Here is a 16,901-nt window from a genome sequence, read left to right on the forward strand (position 1 = left end):
CAACGGGCAGCCTACCCCGTCTTCCCCACCCGATAACCTGCCGCCGGATGCGGTGCGCCGAGCCTTGCGCGACCATCGCCGAACAGCTTCTCCCGCAGCGTGCCCTTCGCATATTCCGGCTTGTACCGTCCGCGCCGCGTCAGCTCCGGCACCAGCATGTCCGAGATATCCTCGAAATCGCCGGGCGAGATCGCGAACGCGACGTTGAGCCCATCGACGTCGGTCTGCTCGAACCAGTCCTCGATCTTGTCGGCGACGCTCTCGGGCGTGCCGACCACGACGGGGCCGGCGCCGCCGATGCCGACATGCTCGATGACGTCGCGCACGGTCCAGACGCGATCAGGGTCGCCGCGGGTGACGTTATCGAGCGCGCTGCGGCCGGCGTCGTTCTGGACGTGACGCACCTGCTGGTCGAGCTCGTAGCCGGAGAAGTCGATGCCGGTCCACCCCGACATCAGCGCCAGCGCGCCTTCGGGGCTGATGTGGCGGCGATAGTCGGCGTACTTTTCCTTCGCCTCGGCTTCGGTCCGGCCGAGGATGATCGTCATCATCGAGAACATCAGGATCTCCGCCGGGTTGCGGCCGATCCTGGCGGCTTCCTCGCGGATTGCCGCCACGCGCGGCGCGATGATCTTGGCCGACGGTCCCGACATGAACACGCATTCGGCATGCCTGGCCGCGAACTGCCGGCCGCGCGGCGAGGTGCCGGCCTGGTACAGCACGGGCGTGCGCTGGGGCGAGGGCTCGCTGAGATGGATGGTGTTGTTGATGCGGTAGTTCGCGCCCTCATGATTGACGCGATGAACCTTCGTGGGGTCGGTGAAGATGCCGCGCTTGCCGTCGCGCAGCACGGCGTCGTCCTCCCAGCTTCCTTCCCAGAGCTTGTAGACCACCTCCATATATTCGTCGGCGATGTCGTAGCGGTCGTCATGTCCGGTCTGCTTGTCCTTGCCGGCCCCGCGGGCGGCGCTGTCGAGATAGCCGGTGACGACGTTCCAGCCGATCCGGCCCTCGGTGAGATGATCGAGCGTCGACATTCGCCGTGCGAACGGGTAGGGCGGCTCGAACGACAAATTGCTGGTGACGCCAAAGCCGAGATTCTGCGTCACCGCGGCCATCGCCGAGAGCAGCAGCAGCGGCTCGTTCGACGGCGTCTGTGCTGCGTTGCGCAAGGCTGCGTCAGGGCTGTTGCCAAAGACGTCGTAGACCCCGAGCACGTCGGCCAGGAACAGCCCGTCGAAGCGGCCCCGCTCCAGCGTCCTGGCGAGATCAATCCAGTAGGGCAGGCGGTTATACTCGGCGGTGCGATCGCGCGGATGGGTCCACAGACCCGGCGACTGGTGCGCGACGCAATTCATTGCAAAGGCGTTGAGCCTGATCTGCTTGGCCATGATCGTTCCCCGGCGCTCTGTACTGCGCGCTCTTCGAATGGTAGACGTGCCGCCCGAACTTGGCGGAGTTCTTGCATATAACCTGCGCATGGCAAGGCCAAATCAGGTCCGCTGCTGCACTTGGCAAGCCGATCTCAAGAGAGCAAGAACGAAATCCCGAGAGAACTAGAAGCGAACGACCAGAGAACTACAAGAACGATCGAACTCCCCACCACTTTCGAAGGCCAACCCGTGCGGGTAAAGTCCTTCGTCTCAAAGTCTCGAAAAGCAAGTCATGACCAGAGCCGACGCCATCGCCCGCGCCCGTGAGGATTTCAAGTCCGGCGCGTTTCTCACCGAGCTCGACCGTCGCGTCGCCTTCAAGACCGAAAGCCAGAACCCCTCCCGCGACGCCGAGCTGCGCGCATATCTGGAGCAGGAGATGCAGCCGGCATTTGCTGCGCTGGATTTCACCAGCCGTATCGTCGAATCCCCCAGCGGCAAGGCGCCGTTCCTGTTCGCCGAGCATCACGAGAGCGCAACGGCGCCCACCGTGCTGATTTATGGCCATGGTGACGTCGTCGACGGCATGGAAGGCGAGTGGCGCGAGGGGCGCGATCCCTGGCGCACGACGGTTGCCGGCGCGCGGCTCTATGGCCGCGGCACCGCCGACAACAAGGGGCAGCACAGCATCAACATGGCGGCGCTCCGCGCGGTCCGCGACGCCCGTGGCGGCAAGCTGGGCTTCAATGCCAAATTCATCGTCGAAATGGGCGAGGAGATCGGCTCGCCCGATCTCGGCAAGGTCTGCGACCTCAATCGCGACGCGCTCAAGGCAGATCTGTTCATGGCCTCCGACGGGCCGCGCCTGTCCGCCGACCGCCCGACGCTGTTCCTGGGCTGTCGCGGCGGCATCCGCATTCATCTGGATGTGAACCTGCGCGATGGCGGCCACCATTCCGGAAATTGGGGCGGCGTGCTGTCCAATCCCGCGACCATTCTTGTCAATGCGATCTCGACGCTGGTCGATGGCCACGGCCGCCTCCGGCTCGACGCCCTGAAACCACCGCGGCTCACGAACCAGATCCGCAGCTATCTGGCCGATGTGCAGGTGGTCCCTACCGAGGACGAGCCGGCACTCGCGGAGGACTGGGGCGAGGAGGGATTGTCGGCGGCCGAGCGGCTCTACGCCTGGAACACTCTGGAAGTGCTGGCGATGTCGTCCGGCAATATCGAGAAGCCGGCCAACGCCATTCCCGGGCATGCCAATGCCGTGCTGCAATTGCGTTTCGTGGTTGGCACCAAGATCGACGGGCTGATCGAAGCCATCCGCGCGCATCTGGTTGATAAGGGTTTTCCGATGGTCGAGGTGCGGGCGGCCCAGAGTTTTGCTGCATCGCGCACAGACTTCGACAGCCCCTGGATCAAATGGGCGGCGGATTCGGTGCGAGAGACCACCGGCAAGCCGCCGGCGGTGCTGCCGAATTTCGGCGGCTCCTTGCCCAACGACGTATTTTCCGAGATCCTCGGCCTGCCGACGATCTGGGTCCCGCATTCCTATCCCGGCTGCTCCCAGCATGCGCCCAATGAGCACATCCTGCTGCCTCTGACCGAAGAAGCCTTGACGGTGATGGCCGGCCTGTTCTGGGATCTCGGCCAATTGCCAAAACCCCTAACCTGAGCCGTTAACCTGAGCCGCGATCCAGCCAAAAGTCACATTCTAATCCGGGCCGATTTGTGCTTGCATCCGGCCGCATCATCCTGAAAGGGGACAAAAAAGTGAAACATTTCCGTAGCATTGGGCTCGCGCTCGCCGCGACCTTCGCCGTCAGCCAGGCCGGAGCCCAGGAGCTGACCGGCACACTGAAGAACATCAAGGACACCGGCGCCATCACGCTCGGCTTCCGCGACTCCTCGATCCCGTTCTCCTATCTCGATGACAACCAGAAGCCGGTCGGCTTCGCCATGGACATCTGTTACAAGATCGTCGACGCCGTGAAGAAGGAGCTCAAGCTCGACAAGCTTGAGGTCAAGCTCAACCCGGTGACCTCGGCGACACGCATTCCGCTGATGGCGAACGGCACCATCGACCTCGAATGTGGCTCGACCACCAACAACGCCGAGCGTCAGAAGCAGGTCGCCTTCACCAACACCCACTACCTGACCGCCAGCCGCTACGTCTTCAAGAAGTCGAGCGGCCTGAAGTCGATCGACGATCTCAAGGGCAAGACGGTGGTCTCCACCGCCGGGACCACCAACATCAAGCAGCTCACCGAGGCCAACGTCGCCAAGAGCCTCGGCGCCAACATCATCCCGGCCAAGGACCACGCCGAGGCCTTCCTGATGGTCGAGACGGACCGCGCGGTCGCCTTCGTGATGGACGACATCCTGCTGGCGAGCCTCGTCGCCGGCTCGAAGTCGCCGGACGACTACGCCATCTCCAAGGATGCGTTCTCCAAGCCGGAGCCCTACGGCATCATGCTGCGCAGGGACGATGCGCCGTTCAAGAAGGTGGTCGATGCGGCAACCGCTGCGCTCTACACCTCCGGGGAAGCCCAGAAAATCTACGACAAATGGTTCACCCAGAAGATCCCGCCGAAGGGGCTGAACCTCAACACGCCGATCTCGGCCGAGTTGAAGAACGAGTTCGCCAAGCCGACGGATTCGCCGAACCCGGACGACTATAAGTAAGCAAAACCTCGAACTTTCGATCGAAATCATGTCCGGCCACTCTTGACACCAGGGTGGCCGGACATTTGCATAGGCGTCCGGGTCGTCCAATGACGGGCGCGTTCGCGCGGGGGATACGTGAACTACAACTGGAACTGGGGAATCTTTTTCCAGCCGAACCCGATGGGGACCGGTACCTATCTCGACATGCTGCTGTCGGGCCTGGTGCTGACCCTCAAGACCGCGGCGTTGGCCTGGGTCATCGCGCTGATCACCGGCTCGCTCGTCGGCGTGATGCGCACGCTGCCGTCGAAGGGGGCGAACTGGTTCGGCTTTGCCTATGTCGAGTTCTTCCGAAACATGCCGCTGCTCGTGCAGCTCTTCCTGTGGTACTTCGTGCTGCCGGAATTGCTGCCGAAAGCCGCCGGCACCTGGCTGAAACAACTGCCGAACGCCCCGTTCTGGACGGCGGCGATCGGCGTCGGCTTCTTCATGTCGGCGCGCGTTGCCGTGCAACTGCAGGCCGGCATCGGCTCATTGCCGCGCGGGCAGAAGATGGCCGCAACGGCGCTGGGCCTGACCACCGCGCAGGGCTATCGCTACGTGCTGCTGCCGATGGCGTTTCGCATCATCCTGCCGCCGCTGACCTCCGAATTCCTCAACACCATCAAGAACACCGCGGTTGCGATCACAATCGGTCTGCTCGAGCTGACGGGGCAGGCGCGCTCGATGCAGGAATTCTCGTTCCAGGTGTTCGAGGCCTTCACCGCCGCAACCATCCTTTATCTTCTCGTCAACGCCGTCGTCGTGACCGCCATGCGCTTCCTTGAGCGCTGGGTCGCGATCCCCGGCTACATCACGGGGAAATAAGCGATGTTCGGCAATCTCGATTTCGACGTCATCCGCCGCGCGCTGCCTTATCTGTTCTTCGAGGGCATGACGTTCACGCTGACGCTGACGGGCCTTGCAGCGCTCGGTGGTCTCGTGTTCGGCACAGCACTCGCCCTGATGCGGCTCTCCGGCTTCAAGATCCTTGGCCGGGTCGCCGGCGTCTACGTCGACTTCATGCGCTCGCTGCCGCTGGTGCTGGTCATCTTCTGGTTCTACTTCCTGGTGCCCTATATCGGGCAGTGGGTGACCGGTGCCTCGCGCCCGATCAGCGTCGGCGCCTTCGCCTCCTCGCTCATCACCTTCATCATGTTCGAGGCGGCGTATTTCTCCGAGATCATGCGTGCCGGCATCCAGTCGATCTCGCGCGGACAGCCGGCCGCCGCCAGCGCGCTGGGGCTGACCTACGCCCAGACCATGCGCTACGTCGTGCTGCCGCAGGCCTTCCGTAACATGCTGCCGGTTCTGATCACGCAGACCATCGTGCTGTTCCAGGACACTTCGCTGGTCTACGTCCTGTCGATCACGGACTTCCTAGGAGCGGCGAGCAAGGTGGCGCAACGCGACGGGCGTCTGGTCGAAATGTATCTGTTCGCAGCGGTCGTCTACTTCACCATTTCCTGTATCGCGTCCTTCGGCGTCCGCCGCCTGCAGGCGCGCATCGCCATCATCCGCTAGGGCTAGCCGCTCATGATCGAAATCAGCCACGTCAACAAATGGTACACGCCGAGCTTCCAGGTGCTGACCGATTGCACGACCAGCGTCACCAAGGGCGAGGTCGTGGTGGTCTGCGGTCCCTCAGGCTCGGGCAAATCGACGCTGATCAAATGCGTCAACGCGCTGGAGCCGTTCCAGAGCGGCGACATCAGCGTCGACGGCACCAAGGTCAACGACCCCAAGACCGACTTGCCGAAACTCCGCTCGCGGGTCGGCATGGTGTTCCAGCATTTCGAGCTGTTCCCGCATCTGAAGATTATCGACAACCTCTGCCTCGCGCAGCAGAAGGTGCTCGACCGGCCGCGCGACAAGGCGATGGCGAAAGGCATGCAATTGCTGGAGCGCGTGGGCCTCAAGGAACAGGCGCAAAAGTATCCCGCGAACCTGTCCGGGGGACAACAGCAGCGCGTTGCGATCGCCCGTGCGCTCGCCATGGATCCGATCGTCATGCTGTTCGACGAGCCGACCTCGGCGCTCGACCCTGAAATGGTCAGCGAGGTGCTCGACGTCATGGTGGACCTCGCTCATGAGGGCATGACCATGATGGTCGTCACCCACGAGATGGGCTTTGCCCGCAAGGTGGCCAATCGCGTGATCTTCATGGACCGCGGCGAGATCGTCGAGGACGCGGCGAAGGAAGACTTCTTCGGCCAGCCGCGCAGCGACCGCGCGCAGAAGTTCCTGTCGAAGATATTGTCGCATTAACCGGTCGTCATCCCGGGGCGCGCGTAGCGCGAACCCGGGATCCATCAGGCCGCGTGCGCGGGGCGAAATGGATTCTCAGGTGCGCAATTGCGCACCATAGCTCGTCGCTTCGCGCCGCCCCGGAAATGACGGGTTGAGGGTTTCGTGGCCCCAACAAATCCCGTATACGGGCAGGCAAATCCCTTTCCCTCCTCAGGAGATCTGCCTTGGACCCGATCGCCTACGTCAACGGCTCGTTCGTCCCGCTCTCGGACGCCAAAATCTCGGTCCTCGATCGCGGCTTCCTGTTCGCCGACGGCATCTATGAGGTCTCGGCCGTGCTCGACGGCAAGCTGGTCGACAACGCCTCGCATCTGGCGCGGCTCGAGCGTTCGGTCGGCGAGATCAAGCTGAAGCTTCCGGAGACGGTCGAGCGCATCACCGAGCTCCAGAAGGAGCTGATCGCACGCAACAAGGTCGAGAACGGCCTCGTCTACCTCCAGGTGACACGCGGCGCCGACACGGGCCGCGACTTCGCCTTCCCCAAGGGCGACATCAAGTCGAGCCTGGTGATGTTCACCTCGGAAAAGGACATCGTCAACGCGGCGTCGGCGAAGACCGGCATCAACGTGATCACCGTGCCCGACATCCGCTGGGAGCGGCGCGACATCAAGAGCGTGGCGCTGCTGGCGCAGGTATTGGCGAAGCAGGCGGCGGCCGAAGCCGGAGCGGGCGAGGCCTGGATGCTGGAGGACGGTTACGTCACCGAGGGCGGCTCGTCCTCGGCGTTCATCCTGACCAAGGACGACGTCATCGTGACGCGCAAGAACTCCAACGCCATCCTGCCCGGCTGCACCCGCAAGGCGGTGGTGGCGCTCGCCGAAGAGCGTCAGCTTCGCGTCGAGGAGCGCTCGTTCACGGTCGCCGAGGCACTGGCCGCCAAGGAGGCCTTTGCGACCTCGGCGTCGTTGTTCGTCCAGCCGGTGGTTGCGATCGACGGCAAGAAGATCGGCGACGGCAAGCCCGGCCCGATGGCAACGCGCCTGCGCGAGATCTACGTGGAATTCGCCAAGGCGACGGCGGTTTGAGCCGCAGGTGCAGCTGTCATCGCCCGGCTTGACCGGGCGATCCGTACGTCGTGACGACAGTGATGGGCCCGATGGGCCGCGGCGCACTGGATGCCCCGCCTTCGCGGGGCATGACAGGTGCGGATGCCTCACGCCGCCGACGCCTTCACCTTCACCGGATGGAGCGCACGGAACGCGATCGCGATCCTGTTCCAGGCGTTGATGGCGCCGATCAGCATGGTCAGGTTTACCGTTTCCTCCTCGGAGAACTGCGCACGGACCTGCTCATAGACATCGTCGGGCGCATGCGTCTGCGAAATCAGCGTTACCGATTCCGTCCAGGCCAGCGCGGCGCGCTCGCGGTCCGAGTAGAGCGGGGATTCGCGCCAGGCATTGAGCAGGTAGATGCGCTGCTCGGTCTCTCCGCGCTTGCGCGCGTCTTCGGTGTGCATGTTGATGCAGAAGGCGCAGCCGTTGATCTGCGATGCCCGGATCTTGACGAGTTCGATCAATGATTTCTCCAGGCCCGTCGACTGGATCTGCGTCTCTAGTGCCATCAGTGCTTTGATCGTTTCGGGCGCGGCCTGGTAGTAGTTCATGCGGGGCTTCATGGTCGTTCTCCTTGCTCTCTCTGGTTGGGATCAGTGGGCTCCGCCGGCCGAGGCCTGGCCGGGTTTCTTCAGGAAGAGGACGGCGGCCAAAGCCACGATTAGCGCCATGCCGAGCAGATAGAAGGTGTCGCTGAAGGCGAAGATATAAGCCTGCTTCTGCACGATACGCCCGATCGCGACATAGGCGCGATGCGCGGCGTCTGCACGGTCGAGGATGCCGTGATTGACGAAATACTGGGTGAGCTGCTCCAGCCGCGTGCGCGTCGCCTGCTCGAACACCGAGACCGACTGCATCAGCACGTTGGAGTGATACTGCTCGCGCTTGGTCAGTACGGTCTGGAGCAGTGCGATGCCGACGGCGCCGCCGAGATTGCGCATCATGTTGAACAGGCCGGAAGCCGAGCCCGCGTTCTCCGGCTCGATGCCTGCGGTTGCGACGGCCGACAGCGGCGCCATCACCAACGCCTGGCCGATGGCGCGGACGATGTTGGGCCACAGCAGCTGGTCTGCGGCATAGTCGCTGGTCATATAGATGTTCATGAAGTTGGAAGCGGCGAACAGCACGAAGCCGACACCGATGATGATCCGCGCATCGAACCTCTGCATCAGGCGCGGCACGAACGGGATCAAGAGGAGCTGCGGCAATCCAGTCCAGGCCAGCACCATGCCGATCTGTTCGGCATTATAACCCTGAATGCGCGAGAGATATTGTGGGAGGATGAACACGGAACCGTAGAGCGCAATGCCGAGCAGGAAATTTGCGAGCATGCCGAAGCCGAAATTGCGGCGAACGAGCAGGCGCAGATTGAGCAGCGGCTTCTTCACCGTCAGTTCGATGATAAGGAAGGCGGCCAGCGCAACGGCCGCGATCACTGACAGCTTGACGATGAAGGGTGAGCCGAACCAGTCGTCCTTGTTACCTTCCTCGAGCACGGTCTGGAGCGCGGACAGCCCGATCGCCATGGTGATGATGCCGGCCCAGTCGCCCTCGCGCAGCAGCGACAGCTTCATGGGCTGTGCGTCGAGCGCGTACCAGAGCATGCCGACCATGATCGCGCCGGGGACGAGGTTGACGTAGAAGATGTACTCCCAGCCGAAATTCTCGGTGAGATATCCCCCGATGGTCGGGCCGATCGCAGGAGCGAACGTCGCGGACAGCGCGAACAACGCAAGGCCGACCGGCTGTTTTCCGCGCGGCAGCAGCGTGATGATCAGCGTGAACGCCATCGGAATCAGAACGCCGCCGGTGAAGCCCTGCACGGCGCGCAGCACGATCATCTGCGGCAGGTCCTGAGCCAGGGCGCAGGCCGCCGACAGCAGGAGGAACAGGATCGCGTTGGTGAGCAGATAGATCCGGATCGAGAATACCTGTGCGAGCCAGCCGGAGAGCGGAATCACCACGATCTCCGCGACCAGATAGGAGGTGGAAATCCAGCCGCCGTCGTCGATGCCGGCGCCGATCGCGCCCTGGATGTCGGCCAGCGAGGCGTTGACGATCTGGATGTTCAGCACCGCCATGAAAGCGCCGAGCGTGGCGCCGATCACCGCGATCCAGGTCTTGGCCGACACCGCCGGTGCGGCGGGCGCTGCGGAGGCGGAGAAACCGGTAGCATTGACGGTCGGTTGGAGCGTGCTCATGGATTTCAGCCGCCATTGGCGCGAGACGTGGTGTCGGCCAGACGCTTGGCCGTCTCGCGCTCTGTCAGAACCGCCTGCTTGGTGTTCACGGTCGGCACCGCCGACATGCCGGGGCGCAGCAGGCCGGTGAGGCTGTGGTCGTCGAGCACGATCTTCACGGGAACGCGCTGCACGATCTTGGTGAAATTGCCGGTGGCGTTGTCCGGCGGCAGCAGCGCGAATTCGAGCCCGCTCGCCGGCGACAGGCTGTCGACATGGCCGCGCAGCGTCTTGTTGCGGAAGCTGTCGACGTGCAATTCGACCGGCTGTCCCGGTCGCACATGCGTGAGCTGGGTCTCCTTGAAATTCGCGACGACATAAACCGCATCGAGCGGCACCACCGCCATCAATTGCGTGCCGGCTTGCACATACTGGCCGACTCGCAAGCTCCGGGCGCCGACAGTGCCGTCGACCGGCGCATTGATCTCGGTATAAGACAGGTTCAGCGCCGCCTGCTGCGCGACGGCGCGGGCGCGTTCGAGCTGAGCGGTGGCCTGGGCGCGCTGGGTGGTGAGCACGTCGATCTTGCGCTGTGCGGCCAGAAGGCCGGATTTCGCGTGCTGCAATTGCGCGCTGCTGGCGCGCAACGCCGCGTCGGTCTGCTGCGCGCGCTGGATGGTGCCGGAGCCCGACTTCATCAGGTCGTCGTAGCGGGCGCGCTCCTCCTGAGCGAATTTCAGATTGGCGCCGGCGGAGGTGACATCGGCCGTGCTCTGCTCGATGATCGGCTGCTGCAGTTCGAGCTGGGCGTCGATATTGCGCACCGAGGCTTCGCCGGCGGCGACGTCGGCTTCCGCCTGGTCGAGCGCCGCCTTGAAGTCGCGGTCGTCGATCTTGGCCAGCGCCTGGCCTGCCCGAACCTTCTCGTTGTCGCCGACCAGCACCTTTGCGATGTAACCGGACACCTTGGGTGCGATGATCGTGGAATCGGCCTTCACATAGGCGTCGTCGGTGGATTCGAGGTAGCGGCCCGTCGTCAGATAGTCATAGCCGTAATGGCCGGCGGCGGCGACGCCGAGTGCCAATGCCAGGCCAAAGGCTGCGCGCTTGATGGCTTGGCGGGATGGGCGAAGGCTGGTTTGTTTATTGGTTTCAGCGACATAAGAGGCGTTCGACATGGCATCCTCAAGAACTTCACGGACGCCGAAAAGCGTCTGGACGACCCTAAGATGAGTTGTCCAGCCAATTGTGATAATCCCGGAATTGATGGAAGCATTATCCAGTCTTAGCGGATAATTGGAGCGTCGAGCCTTGGACCGCTTTACCAGCCTCACCGCCTTTGTCCGGGTGGTCGAAACCGGCGGCTTCTCCGCCGCAGCCCGTAAGCTCGACATGTCGACCACCATGGTGAGCAACCACGTGCAGGCGCTGGAGGACCGGCTCGGCGTGCGCCTGCTCAACCGCACCACGCGCAAGGTGAGCCTCACCGAAATCGGCAAGGCTTATTACGACCGTTCCACCCAGATTCTCGCCGATCTCGAACAGGCCGACGACATCGCCAGCGAATTGCAGTTGGTGCCGCGCGGTACATTGCGCATCCACGTGGCCACGCACATGGTGCCCTTCGTCGCGCCCGTCGCGGCAAAGCTCCTGTCGGCCTATCCGGAACTCAAGATCGATCTGCGCATGGGCGAAGCCGAGGTGGACCTCATCGAGGAGGGCTATGACGTCGCTCTGCGCATGACCTCGCCCCCGGACTCCAGCTTGATCGTCCGCAGCCTCGCCACCTGGCGCCACGTGCTGTGCTGCTCGCACGACTATCTCGAAAAGCATGGTCGTGTTCACAAGCTCGGCGAGCTTGCCGCGCACAATTGCGCGCGACATCTGAACTATCCCTTCGGTGACGATTGGCGCTTCTTCGATCGCAAGGGCTCGCCGGCATCGGTGCGCGTCTCCGGCAGCTTCATCACCAACAGCGGCGAAGCGTTGCGGAAGGTGGCGCTGGAGGGCGCGGCCGTCTGCCTGATGGCCGGCTTTCTCGTCCAGGGCGATCTCGACGCTGGGCACCTCGTTCGGCTGCTGCCCGAATATCGTCCGGTCGAGATGTCGATGAACGCGGTCTATCCACACCGGCATCACCTGTCGGCGAAGGTCCGGACCTTCATCGACATGCTGGTGCATCACAGCGCCGAGCAGAAGAAGCTGATCAATCCGTACGCATGAAGTCGTTATGTTGCAGCGCGACGCCGCCGGAAGGCTAGGCGTTTGAAAGCCCGCGCCTCGCGCTATTTCCCTCAGGAAGGCGGCGGCAGCCGGCCGAACACGCCGTCGAGCGCCATGCCGATCGCAAGCAGGTGGCGATCGCTTCCGGCAGGGCCGTCGAGCTCGAGTCCGACCGGCAATTTGCTGCTGGCGCCGAGCGCGATCGGGATCTGGATTCCGGGAATACCGGCATTGCTGCCGGGATCGGTGTTCTGGATGAAGAGTCCGAAGTTCTCGAGGCTGCTGGAGTCGGGGTTGGAGGCGATCGCGACCCGCGGCGTGGTCGGGAAAGCGATCGCGTCGAGCCCGTTGCTCGAAAATGTATCGCGGTAGAGCGCCTGAAGCGCGGGACGCGCCGTCTTGACCGCGGTATCATAGATCGGCCCGGCATCAACCAGCGTGCCGTCCGGACCCGGCAGCTTGCGCGGGATGACGAGGCCGTCATAGGTGCCCTTCACGTCGGGACTCGCGATTTCGCTCGCCAGCGCTTCGATGGTGATGCCCGTGCCGGTGTGCTTCAGATACAGGACCATGTCGTCATAGGCTTCATACAGGGCGACGGGGAAGCCGATCTGGCCGTTGAGTTCGGCGAGCTGTGGCATCTCGACCTCGACGATCATGACGCCACGTGCCTTCATCTGCACGATAGCGGCCTGGAATGCGGTTTCAGTATCGGCATCGAGATTGGTCAACATCGACTTCACGACGCCGATCCGTACCTGCTTCAGGTCGGCCGGCGCGAGCACATCGCCACCCGCGATCACGCGATCGATCAGCGCGACATCGGCCATGGTCGCAGCCATCGGGCCTGCGGTGTCCCGCGTATGCGAGATCGGCGCGATGCCCTCTTGCGGATAGCGCCCGACGGTTGGGCGCAGCGAAGCGCATCCGTTCAGCGCGCCCGGCACCCGGACCGATCCGCCGGTATCGGTGCCGAGCCCGCCCGCGACGATCCGCGCGCCGATGGCCGCACCCGTTCCGGACGAGGAGCCGCCCGCGATCAGGGCGCGGTCATAGGCGTTACGTACGCCGAACTCGGCGCCGGTCCTGAATGCGGTGTTGTAGCCCGAGATGCCAAAGGCCAGCTCGTGCATGCTGGTCTTGCCGATGATGACCGCACCCGCCGCGCGCAGCCTTGCCACGACTGGCGCATCGGCTTTTGGAACGTAGTCCTTGAGCGCGGGCGTGCCGGCGCTACAAGGCAGTCCCGCGACCTCGATGTTGTCCTTGATCACGACGGACACACCACCGAGCGGCTTGCTCGTGTCGCCCGTCGCATCGAATGCCGCGGCGGCCTTCAAGGCGCCGGCCTCGTCCAGCGTGACGAAGGCATTGAGATCGGGGTTGGCCTTGGCGCGGGCGAGAGCCTCCGTCGTCAGCGCGGTGCTCGTGACTGTCCCGGCCCGGAGCTCCGCGGCGGCCTGGCTGAGGGTCAACTGGTCGAAATCCATGATGCATCACCCGATGAGCGGGGCATCGGTGCCCCTCGGGCCTTGAAGCTGAAGCCTCGGCGGCTTCGCGTCAACCGGTGGCGGTCATCTTTGTCGGCGATGGCGTGTGGAGTTCGTCAAACAGCCGCTCGACCTCTGTCTTCACAGCCTTGATCGCGGTGTCCTTGACCGGGCCGTAGCCGCGGATCTCCATCGGCGCCTTTGCAATTGCGATGAGAGCCGGCAGCCGCGCGGGTTCGAGCTCGCCGAGCATCCGCTCGATTAGGCCTTGATACCACGGAATCAATTCGCGCTCGGTGCGCCGCTCCGCGGCGTAGCCGAACGGATCGAACGGCGTTCCGCGCAGCCCCTTCAACCGCGCCAGCAGGGTGAGAGGCGTCTGGATCCACTGACCGAACGCGCGCTTGCGCGGGCGTCCACGAGCGTCGTTGCGCGACGGCAGGAACGGCGGGGCGAGGTGATACTGGATCTTGAAGCCGTCCTCGAATTCGCGTTTGAGCTCGTCGAGGAATCCGCTCTGCATGTGCAGCCGCGCCACCTCGTACTCGTCCTTGTAGGCCATCAGCTTGAACAAGGCGCGGGCGACTGCCTCGGTCAGAGCCTCGCTGTTCAGAGCAGCTTCGGCCCGGCGGACCCTCGCGACGATCGTCCGGTACCTTGCCGCATAGGTACTGTCCTGATAGGCGGTGAGAAAGCCGGCGCGACGGTCGATGATCTGGTCGAGTGTCTCGGCCGCGAGCGTTTCGTTCACCTTTGGCAGGAAGTCCGGATCGGAAGCCGCAATCCGGCCCCAGGCAAAGGCCTGCTTGTTGTGCTCGACGGCGACGCCGTTGAGCTCGATCGCGCGCAGCAGCGCTGCAATCGAAATCGGAACCAGCCCCCGCTGCCAGGCAAAGCCGAGCATGATGATATTGGCATAGACGGCATCGCCGAGCAGCCGTTCGGCCAGCGCGTTGGCGTTGATCGTGCTGAGATTGTCTGCACCGATGACCCAGCCGATCGCGCGCAGGCGGGCAGGGGAGGCGAGATCGGCGTCACGGAAGCGGACGACGTCGCCGGTCGGCATTTCCGCGGTATTGACCGCGGCCCGCGTACCCTTGCGGAAGGTGCCGGACGCCTTGGGCGAAGAGCTGACGACGAGATCGCAGCCGATCAGGGCATCGGCGGCGCCCTGGTCGATACGCACCTGCTGCAGGGCCTCGGGACTTGGTGCAAGCCGGATATAGCTCAGCACAGGCCCGAATTTCTGCGCAAAGCCGGTGAAGTCCAGCACCGAGACGCCGCGACGTTCGAGGTGTGCGGCCATGCCGATCAGCGCGCCGACGGTGATGACGCCGGTGCCGCCGACGCCGGTCACGAGCAGGTCGTAGGGCCGGTCGAGCGTTGCGGTCGCAGGGAGGGGAAGCGTCGCGGCGTGGCCTACCGCGTCGATCCGACTCGCAGTCTTTTTCCGGCGCGTCGCGCCTTCGACAGTCACAAAACTCGGGCAGAAGCCGTTGAGGCAGGAAAAATCCTTGTTGCAGGATGAGAGGTTGATCTGGCGCTTGCGGCCGAACGGCGTCTCCTTCGGCTCGACGCTGAGGCAGTTGGATTCCACCGAGCAGTCGCCGCAGCCTTCGCAGACGAGGTCGTTGACATAGGCAAAGCGCTTGGGGTCGGCCATCTGCCCGCGCTTGCGACGGCGCCGCTTCTCGGTGGCACAGGTCTGCTGATAGATCAGGACGGAGACGCCGGAGACCTCGCGAAGCTCGCGCTGCACGGCATCCATCTCCTCGCGCGGATGGACGGTGACGCCGGACGGCAGGTCGCCAGGCGAGAACTGCGCGGGATCATCGGACACCAGCGCGATGCGCGTCACGCCTTCCGCGCGGACGCTGTGCGCGATCGCATGGACGCTGACGGGACCGTCGACCGGCTGGCCGCCGGTCATGGCGACGGCATCGTTGAACAGGATCTTGTAGGTGATGTTGGCCTTGGCGGCGATCGCCTGCCGGATCGCCATCGAGCCCGAGTGATAGTAGGTGCCTTCGCCGAGGTTCTGGAAAATGTGCTTATGGCCGGTGAATCGCGACGAGGCCGCCCAGTTGACGCCTTCACCGCCCATCTGGATCAGCGACGAGGTCTCGCGGTCCATCCAGCTCGCCATGAAATGGCAGCCGATGCCGGCCAATGCCTTCGATCCCTCAGGCACCTTGGTCGATGTGTTGTGCGGGCAACCCGAGCAGAAATAGGGCGTGCGGGTTGCGCCAGAGACGTTGATGGTGCGTGCTGCCTCCGGCAGGAGCGCGGCCGCGCGCGCGGCGAGGTTGAGGCCCGGGAACATCGGATCGAGCCGCCGCGCGAGCACGCCAGCCAGCGCGCGCGGCGACAATTCGCCGATCCACGAGATCAACCGCGCCCCTTGCTCGTCGTGCTTGCCGACCATGCGCTCGGGCTTCGCTCCCGGATAGTCGTAGAAATACTCCTTGAACTGGCTCTCGATGATGCCGCGCTTCTCCTCGACCACGAGGATCTCGCGCTTGCCCTTCACGAAATCCATGGCGTCATGCAACGCCAGCGGCCAGACCATGCCGACCTTGTAGACGTCGATGCCGATGCTGCGGCAGGCGGCTTCATCGAGACCCATCAGCCGCAGCGCCTCCATCAAATCGAGATGCGCCTTGCCCGTCGTAACGATCCCGTAGGTCGCGTTCGGAATGTCGTAGATGTGTCGGTCGATCGGATTGGCCTTGGCGAAAGCGTAGACCGCGTGCTTCTTCGCCTCGAGCCGCTCCTCGATCTGCGGGCCCGGCAAATCGGGCCAGCGATAGTGCAGTCCACCAGGCGGCGGCGTGAAGTCGGGCGTGCGGAAGCTTCGGGGCGAGCTCAGCGAGACGGAGGCGGCTGACTCTACGATCTCCGAGATCGCCTTGAAGCCGACCCACATGCCGGAGAAGCGGCTCAGCGCGTAGCCATATTCGCCGAACGCGAGATATTCACCGACGCTTGCGGGATGCAGCGTCGGCATGAACCAGCTCATGAAGGCGACGTCGGACTGGTGTGGCATTGAGGAGGAGACGCAGCCATGATCGTCGCCGGCGACCACCAGCACGCCGCCATGCGGCGAGGAGCCGTAGGCATTGCCGTGCTTGAGCGCGTCGCCGGAGCGGTCGACGCCCGGGCCCTTGCCGTACCAGAGCCCGAACACGCCATCGACCTCGCGGTCTCCTTGCGTTTCGACCTGCTGCGAGCCGAGCACGGCGGTCGCAGCTAAGTCCTCGTTCACGGCGGGCAGGAATTCGATGCGGTCCCGCTTCAAACGTTCCTGGATGCGCCATAGCTCGAGATCGATGCCGCCGAGCGGCGAGCCGCGATAGCCAGAGATGAAGCCGGCGGTGTTCAGCCCACGCGCGCGGTCGCGCCTCGCCTGGTCGAGCGCGATGCGGACGATGGCTTGCGTTCCCGTGAGGAAGACACGGCCGTGTTCGCGATCGTAGCGATCGGACAGTTCATAGGGGTCGAGTGACGGAATGGCGTCCATACGGACCTCCCGCGGCATCCCTGGATGGAGGAAGGTTAGGCCCG

Annotated in this window: 13 protein-coding genes; 7 read left to right on the forward strand and 6 right to left on the reverse strand. The window is 64.1% G+C overall.

All coding sequences use genetic code 11. The features are described 5' to 3' along the window. Nucleotides 1–11 precede the first annotated feature (11 nt). Complete coding sequence (locus RX330_RS05110) at nucleotides 12–1,391, reverse strand: LLM class flavin-dependent oxidoreductase (protein WP_317242272.1); 1,380 nt, start codon at nucleotides 1,389–1,391, stop codon at nucleotides 12–14. A gap of 274 nt (nucleotides 1,392–1,665) precedes the next feature. On the opposite strand from RX330_RS05110, the gene RX330_RS05115 reads away from it, so the two are divergent. The 6 genes from RX330_RS05115 to RX330_RS05140 all read left to right on the forward strand — a co-directional run bounded on the left by RX330_RS05115 (nucleotide 1,666) and on the right by RX330_RS05140 (nucleotide 7,417). Then, a complete protein-coding gene (locus RX330_RS05115) occupies nucleotides 1,666–3,051 on the forward strand; it encodes a M20 family metallopeptidase (RefSeq protein ID WP_317242273.1) in 1,386 nt (461 codons plus the stop codon). A gap of 98 nt (nucleotides 3,052–3,149) precedes the next feature. Further along, nucleotides 3,150–4,061 (forward strand): amino acid ABC transporter substrate-binding protein, encoded by a 912-nt coding sequence (locus tag RX330_RS05120; protein ID WP_212080038.1) that lies wholly within the window; start codon nucleotides 3,150–3,152, stop codon nucleotides 4,059–4,061. Nucleotides 4,062–4,178: 117 nt separating this feature from the next. Beyond that, a complete protein-coding gene (locus RX330_RS05125) occupies nucleotides 4,179–4,910 on the forward strand; it encodes an amino acid ABC transporter permease (RefSeq protein WP_212080040.1) in 732 nt (243 codons plus the stop codon). Nucleotides 4,911–4,913: 3 nt separating this feature from the next. Continuing rightward, nucleotides 4,914–5,606: an amino acid ABC transporter permease gene (locus RX330_RS05130; protein ID WP_212080041.1), complete on the forward strand. Its 693-nt coding sequence runs from the start codon at nucleotides 4,914–4,916 to the stop codon at nucleotides 5,604–5,606. A 12-nt stretch (nucleotides 5,607–5,618) separates the two neighbouring features. Continuing rightward, nucleotides 5,619–6,350: an amino acid ABC transporter ATP-binding protein gene (locus RX330_RS05135; RefSeq protein WP_212080042.1), complete on the forward strand. Its 732-nt coding sequence runs from the start codon at nucleotides 5,619–5,621 to the stop codon at nucleotides 6,348–6,350. Nucleotides 6,351–6,556: 206 nt separating this feature from the next. After that, nucleotides 6,557–7,417: a D-amino-acid transaminase gene (locus RX330_RS05140; RefSeq protein ID WP_317242274.1), complete on the forward strand. Its 861-nt coding sequence runs from the start codon at nucleotides 6,557–6,559 to the stop codon at nucleotides 7,415–7,417. A 128-nt stretch (nucleotides 7,418–7,545) separates the two neighbouring features. Here the strand turns inward: RX330_RS05140 and RX330_RS05145 are convergent, their stop codons facing one another. The 3 genes from RX330_RS05145 to RX330_RS05155 are packed head-to-tail and all read right to left on the reverse strand — an operon-like array spanning nucleotide 7,546 to nucleotide 10,802. Further along, nucleotides 7,546–8,007, reverse strand: a complete 462-nt coding sequence (locus tag RX330_RS05145; RefSeq protein ID WP_317242275.1) for a carboxymuconolactone decarboxylase family protein — start codon at nucleotides 8,005–8,007, stop codon at nucleotides 7,546–7,548. Nucleotides 8,008–8,037: 30 nt separating this feature from the next. Then, complete coding sequence (locus RX330_RS05150; RefSeq protein ID WP_317242276.1) at nucleotides 8,038–9,645, reverse strand: MDR family MFS transporter; 1,608 nt, start codon at nucleotides 9,643–9,645, stop codon at nucleotides 8,038–8,040. Nucleotides 9,646–9,650: 5 nt separating this feature from the next. Further along, nucleotides 9,651–10,802: an HlyD family secretion protein gene (locus tag RX330_RS05155; protein WP_317242277.1), complete on the reverse strand. Its 1,152-nt coding sequence runs from the start codon at nucleotides 10,800–10,802 to the stop codon at nucleotides 9,651–9,653. A gap of 133 nt (nucleotides 10,803–10,935) precedes the next feature. Here RX330_RS05155 and RX330_RS05160 point away from each other — a divergent pair, with 133 nt between their 5' ends. Beyond that, complete coding sequence (locus RX330_RS05160; RefSeq protein WP_317242278.1) at nucleotides 10,936–11,847, forward strand: LysR family transcriptional regulator; 912 nt, start codon at nucleotides 10,936–10,938, stop codon at nucleotides 11,845–11,847. A gap of 71 nt (nucleotides 11,848–11,918) precedes the next feature. Here the strand turns inward: RX330_RS05160 and iaaH are convergent, their stop codons facing one another. Both iaaH and RX330_RS05170 read right to left on the reverse strand, forming a co-directional pair. Next, complete coding sequence (gene iaaH / locus RX330_RS05165) at nucleotides 11,919–13,337, reverse strand: indoleacetamide hydrolase (protein WP_317242279.1); 1,419 nt, start codon at nucleotides 13,335–13,337, stop codon at nucleotides 11,919–11,921. Nucleotides 13,338–13,407: 70 nt separating this feature from the next. After that, nucleotides 13,408–16,857: an indolepyruvate ferredoxin oxidoreductase family protein gene (locus RX330_RS05170; RefSeq protein ID WP_317242280.1), complete on the reverse strand. Its 3,450-nt coding sequence runs from the start codon at nucleotides 16,855–16,857 to the stop codon at nucleotides 13,408–13,410. Nucleotides 16,858–16,901 lie beyond the last annotated feature (44 nt).

The organism is Bradyrhizobium sp. NDS-1 (assembly GCF_032918005.1).
GTDB classification, from domain to species: Bacteria; Pseudomonadota; Alphaproteobacteria; order Rhizobiales; family Xanthobacteraceae; genus Bradyrhizobium; species Bradyrhizobium tunisiense.